Source organism: Bacillota bacterium (assembly GCA_036504675.1).
Taxonomy (GTDB): domain Bacteria; phylum Bacillota; class Sulfobacillia; order JAJYWN01; family JAJZPE01; genus DASXUT01.
Map to the genome: position 1 here is coordinate 1 of DASXUT010000087.1, position 5576 is coordinate 5576.

The 5576-nt window shown below is 67.4% G+C and carries 5 protein-coding genes; 3 read left to right on the plus strand and 2 right to left on the minus strand.

All coding sequences use genetic code 11. The annotated features are described in order from the left end of the window. A partial coding sequence (locus VGL40_06740; GenBank protein ID HEY3314960.1) for a thiamine pyrophosphate-binding protein occupies positions 1–1001 on the minus strand: 1001 nt, incomplete at its 3' end. A gap of 138 nt (positions 1002–1139) precedes the next feature. Between VGL40_06740 and VGL40_06745 the strand changes: the two genes are divergently transcribed. Beyond that, positions 1140–2546 (plus strand): DASS family sodium-coupled anion symporter, encoded by a 1407-nt coding sequence (locus VGL40_06745; protein ID HEY3314961.1) that lies wholly within the window; start codon positions 1140–1142, stop codon positions 2544–2546. A 94-nt stretch (positions 2547–2640) separates the two neighbouring features. On the opposite strand, the gene VGL40_06750 is transcribed toward VGL40_06745, so the two are convergent. Continuing rightward, positions 2641–4041, minus strand: a complete 1401-nt coding sequence (locus VGL40_06750; GenBank protein ID HEY3314962.1) for an MATE family efflux transporter — start codon at positions 4039–4041, stop codon at positions 2641–2643. A gap of 624 nt (positions 4042–4665) precedes the next feature. Between VGL40_06750 and cas6 the strand changes: the two genes are divergently transcribed. Continuing rightward, a complete protein-coding gene (gene cas6 / locus VGL40_06755) occupies positions 4666–5280 on the plus strand; it encodes a CRISPR system precrRNA processing endoribonuclease RAMP protein Cas6 (GenBank protein ID HEY3314963.1) in 615 nt (204 codons plus the stop codon). Positions 5281–5284: 4 nt separating this feature from the next. Next, positions 5285–5576: HTH domain-containing protein (locus tag VGL40_06760; GenBank protein HEY3314964.1), on the plus strand; the 292-nt coding region annotated here is incomplete at its 3' end.

Genomic DNA, 5576 nt, shown 5'->3' on the forward strand with positions numbered 1-5576 from the left:
GCCGGAGGAGGGGCCGCGGCCAGCCGTTCGAGCAAGGCTCCGTGGTCGGCGACGAGGAGATGGTCGGCCGGCAGGTGACCGCCGGCCGAGGCCGACTCCAGGACCCAGGTGATCGGCAGTCCGGCGTGCCAAGCTTTGTCCACCTCGACCGGGTCGAAGCCGAAACCGATGATCAGGTCGGCCTGGGTCAGGGCGTCCATCATCAGGCCGTCGACGGCCATCCCACCGACCACCCCGACGAAACCGTCGCCGGTCTCGTCGACCAGTCCCTTGACCTTGGGGGTGACGGCCACCGGCAGGCGCCAGGCCTCCAGCCAACGGCGGAGGGCCGGGGCGCGTTCGGGCCGGACGCCCAAACCCAGGAGCACCAAGGGTTTCGTAGCCCGACCCAGGGCCCGAGAGAGCTCGGCGGCGGCTTTGTCCGGATCACCCGGGGCCGGTGATGGGGCCCGGCCGCCCGATGGTGCGTCCGCCTCCGCGGGCTCCGTCCGGTCATAGGCCGGGGCCTGCCCGTCCCGCGGCGAAAGGGTCAGAAAGGCCGGACCGGCCGGTTCCTCCAGGGCCGCGGCCAGAGCCCGGCGGACCGTCCGGCGCGCCCCGAACGGACTGATCTCGGCACAGAGCTTGGTGACCGGTCGATAGACATCGAGGAGCGGCAGCCGCTGGTGGGTGTGGGTGACCGGTAGCCCCGCCGGGAGACTGGCCGAGATGGCCAGCAGCGGCTCGCGGTCGAGGAGGCTGTTGGCCAGGGGCAGCATCAGGTTGGCCGCCCCCGGCCCAAGGGTGGTCAGGACCACCCCCGGGACCCTCCTCAGCTTGCCATAAACGGCCGCGGCGAGACCAGCCGCGGCTTCGTGCCGGCAAAGGACAAACTCGACGCCGCGCCGCCGCAGGGCGTCAAGGAGGAAGAGGACCTCCCCGCCGGGCAGGCCGAAGACGCGGTCAACCCCGGCCCTGGCGATTTCGTCGGCGATGGCTTCGACGGTCGTGGTTTCGGTCAAGGCAGACCCCTTCTTTCTGGAGAGAGGTTTCCCCGCTTACGCAACTACCCCTGCAAGGCACAAGGCCGGAGCCTCCTCCGTATGATGGGCTATAGTCCCACGCCGGGCTAAAGTCCCATCCGGGGGAGTGTTTATCGAGTGTCGCGAAGGCTGTTCAAACTGGCTCTGGTCATCGCCATCGGGGCGGTCCTCTGGGCCTGGCCGCCCGTGGGTGGATTGACCAGGGCGGCCATGCACCTGATCGGCATCTTCGCCGCCACCATCCTGGGTCTTATCCTGCAGCCGCTGCCGCAGGGGGCCGTCGTCCTGGCCGGCGTGGCCGTCACCGCGATCACCGGGACGCTACCGCTGGCGGACGCCCTCAAGGGCTTCGCCGACAGCACGGTCTGGCTGATCGTCTCGGCCTTCCTCTTCGCCCGGGGCTTCATCAAGACCGGCCTCGGGCGACGCATCGCCTACAACCTCGTCGGGCTCTTCGGCCGGAGCACCCTCGGCCTCGGCTACGCCATCGCCATGGCCGACACGCTCATCGCCCCGGCCACGCCGTCGAACACGGCTCGAGCCGGGGGCATCCTCTTCCCGGTGGTTCGCTCACTGGCCTCGTCGATGGGCTCGGAGCCGGGCCCGACCGCCGGCCGGATCGGCTCCTTCCTGATGTTCAACGAGATGCAGGTGACCCTGATCAACGGGGCCTTCTTCCTGACCGGGGTGGCCCCCAACTCCCTTCTGATCAAGCTGGCCAAGGACAACTTCGGCTACACCATCACCTGGTTAGGCTGGTCCTGGGCCGCCCTCCTGCCGGCGCTGGTCTCCCTGGTCGTCGTCCCCTACGTCATCTACCGCCTGACCAATCCCCAGATCAAGCGGACCCCGGACGCCCCGGCCATCGCCCGGCGCGAACTGGCCGCCCTCGGGCCGCCGGCCCGCGGCGAAATGGGGCTGTCGGTCGTCTTCCTGGCGACCCTGGCGCTGTGGGCCACCGGCCAATGGACCGGCCTCAACGCCACGGCCGTGGCCCTGGCCGGGGTGGCCGGCCTGGTCCTCCTGAACGTCCTCGACTGGGGCGACGTCCTGGACGAAGGAGGCGGTTGGGACGCCCTGATCTGGTTCGGCGGTCTGGTCACCCTGGCCGGCGGGCTCAGCCAGCTCGGAGTGATGAGCCTCCTGGCCAAAACGCTGAGGGCCGGGTTGGGCGGCCTGGGCTCGTGGGTGGTCGGCTTCATCCTCGTCGTCGTGGCCTACAAGTATTCCCACTACTTCATCGCCTCGATGACCGCCCACGCCACCGCCCTCTATGTCCCGCTCTGCCTGGTGGCCGTCAGCCTGGGCGCCCCGATCCCCCTGACCGTCCTCGTCCTGGCCTTCATGAACAGCCTCAACGCGGCCATGACCCACTACGGGACCGGCTCGTCGCCCATCTACTACGGGGCCGGCTACCTGGACCTGGCCACGTGGTGGCGCAACGGGCTCATCGTCAGCCTGGTCAACCTGGTCATCTGGCTGCTCGTCGGCGGGGTCTGGTGGCGGTTCATCGGGCTGTGGTAGGTGGCGAGCCAAAGCAAGGGGCCTCGGACTCATTGGAGCCCGGGGCCCTTTCATCTCCGGGGGGCGTGGCCGCCGGCGGGGACTTCTTGCTCGACTACACCCGAACGCGCGTCCAGCGACCGGTGCGGAAGTACCACAGGGAGCCGCCGGCCCGGAAGATCCAATCGAGGAGCATCGCCAGCCAGGCCCCGGCCAATCCGAGATGCCAGGCGAAGACGAAGACGGCGGTGGCGATGAGCCGGATGATCAGCCCGACGGTGGTCGCCCAGAGGACGGGCTGGGTGTCGCCGGCCCCGCGGAGGGCCCCCTGGATGATGAAGCCGATGCACTCAAAGAACTGAGTGAAGGCGACGATCCGCAGCGGGGCGAGGCCCAGCCGGACGATGTCCGGGTCGACCGTGAAGACGCGCATGAAGAAGGCGGGGAAGAGGAAGAACAGGACACCCATCGTCCCCATCACCCAGAGCCCGAAGCGAAGGGTCTCCCATGAGCTGGCCGCGGCCTGCTTTGGCCGGCGGGCCCCGAGATCATGCCCGACCAGGGTCGAGGCGGCGGCGGAGAACCCCATCCCGGGCATGTAGGACAGGGATTCGATGTTGAGGGCGATGTAGTGGGCGGCCACCGGGGTCGTCCCCAGGGCGGCCACCTCGCGGGCGTAGACGATCTGGCCGACGCTGCTGACGGCCCGCTCCAGGGCGGCCGGCAGGCCGATCCGGATGACCTTGGTCATCGTCGGCCAGTCGATGGTGAAGAGCCTCCTGAGATGCAGGCGGAGAGGCCCGTCCGTGGTGAGGAGAAGGGCGAAGAGCCACACGCCGCCGGCGATCCGGGTCAGGCTGGTCGAGATCCCGGCGCCGACCACGCCCATCGCCGGGAAACCCCAGTGGCCGAAGATGAGCAGCCAGTTGGTGAAGATGTGGGCGACGTTGGTCAGGGTGTTGACGACCATCGGCGTCCGCGTGTCGCCGGCGCCGCGCATGGCCGCCGAGAGGACGGTCTGGATGGTCAGGAAGAAGAGCCCGGGGGCCAGCGCCCGGACATAGCCGAGCCCCAGGTCGATGACCTCCGGTTGGGCCCCCATCATGGCCACGATCCGGCGGGCGAAGAAGACGGCCAGGGCGGTGGAGAAGACCCCGAAGACCGCCGCCAGGAGGAAGGACTGCCGGGTGACCGCGCCGGCCCCCTTGGGGTCCCCGGCTCCGGTGCACCGGGCGACGAGGGCCGTGGTCCCGATGGACAGGCCCATGAAGATCGAACTGAGCAGCCAGAACGGTTGAAAGCTCAGATTGACCGCGGCGATGGCGGCCGCCCCCAGCTTGGCGACCATGATCGCGTCGACCACCTGAGTCACCGTCATCAGCGACTGCTCGGCCACGACCGGCCAGGTCAGGGCCCAGATGGCGGCGCGGAGGCGGGGGAGGTCAGTCTTGGAACGGGCTCCAGCGTCCCGCGTCGTCTGCGGGTGCTCTGCACGCGGCAGGGTGGTCTCAGGCAATTGGTCGTCTCCCGTCACGGATGCTGGCCGACGTCGTTGCTAGTCGGAGGGCTCCAATGGAATACCCGCCACTATTTCGTTATGTCAGGCGGTTGTCCTTCCTCCGACTGCTGCTAACCAGATTGTAGCAACATACCCATAAGAAGGAAGGGTGTCGGTTGGTGACGAATTCCGAAAAGAGTGGAGAAAGCTGGCGCTCCCGCCGTCTGGCCAATTGCCCTTTGGAAGGGACTGCTTATGAGTAGGGGTCTGCGACAAGAGCCAGAAGGATCGAGCGGTGGTCCCCTTGGCGGCCTGCAATGGGCGGTCTACCAAATCATGCTCCGGGCGACCACACCCTTACGCCTGCCTCGCTTCAAGGGGTCGGCATTGAGGGGAGCTTTCGGTTCCGCTTTCCGGAATCTCACGTGCTCACAGCGGAACGCGGAGTGTCCTGGTTGTCTGCTCAACTCCGCCTGCGCCTTCGCCTATGTCTTTGCCACCGGCCGGGTTCCGGGAGCAGGGAGGTTTGCGAGCCTGGAAAGCGTTCCCCGCCCGTTCCTCTTTGAGCCGCCACCGGGAGAGCCCGTAACATACCGGCCCGGAGAACCATTCGAATTTGGCCTGACCCTCTTCGGGCGAGGCATGGAGTACCTGCCCTACTTCATCGTTTCGTTCAAGGAACTGGCTGGGAAGGGCTTGGGAATCGGGCGGGGGCGAGCTGACCTGGAGCGGGTTTCATCTGAGGGACGATTGGTCTACGAGCCGTCGGACGGCATGGTACGGCAAGTGGAGAACACGCTCGGCGGGACCGAAGCGCTGGCCCGGGTGAAATCCCGGCTCGGAGGCCGGCTTCCCGTAGAGCGGATCCGGCTTCATTTCGAGACCCCGACGAGACTCAAGTACGGAGAACACCTCGTCGATCGGCCAACATTCGAAGTCCTGGTGAGGGCCCTGTTGCGCCGGGCCTCGGCCCTGGCGTCACTGCACGGCGGGCATGATTTGGATCTTGACTACCACGCCCTGATCGGCGAGGCCAAGGCCGTCAGGACTGTCTGCGACGAGACAACGTGGGTTGACTGGGAACGCTACTCGGCCCGTCAGGGCACGCCAATGAAGCTGGGCGGAATCGTTGGGGAGGTCGAATACGCGGGGGACTTGACCCCCTTTGCTCCGTTTCTTGCGGTCGGTGAATGGATCCATGTGGGCAAAAACGCCACTTTCGGCTTGGGCAAGTATACCGTTGTCGCCGGGGGGTAGGCAGATGACCAGACCAGCGATCGCCGCGCCGCGAGGGCGGACCGAACGGGAGATCTCGCGCCTGCCGGTTGACCGGGCGGCGGCCCTGCGGATGATGGAAATCCTCCGGGAGATCGGCCGGGGAGGCTACCCGAGCGCCAAGCGGCTGGCCGAACAATTCGAGGTCAGTCTCAGGACCATCAAGAGGGACATTGAAGGCCTTCGTGACAGGCTTCGGGCACCTATCGACTACGACCATATCAGGCGGGGGTACTTCTACCGTGAGAAGTACAAGTTGCCACCGTTTGAGCTTTCCG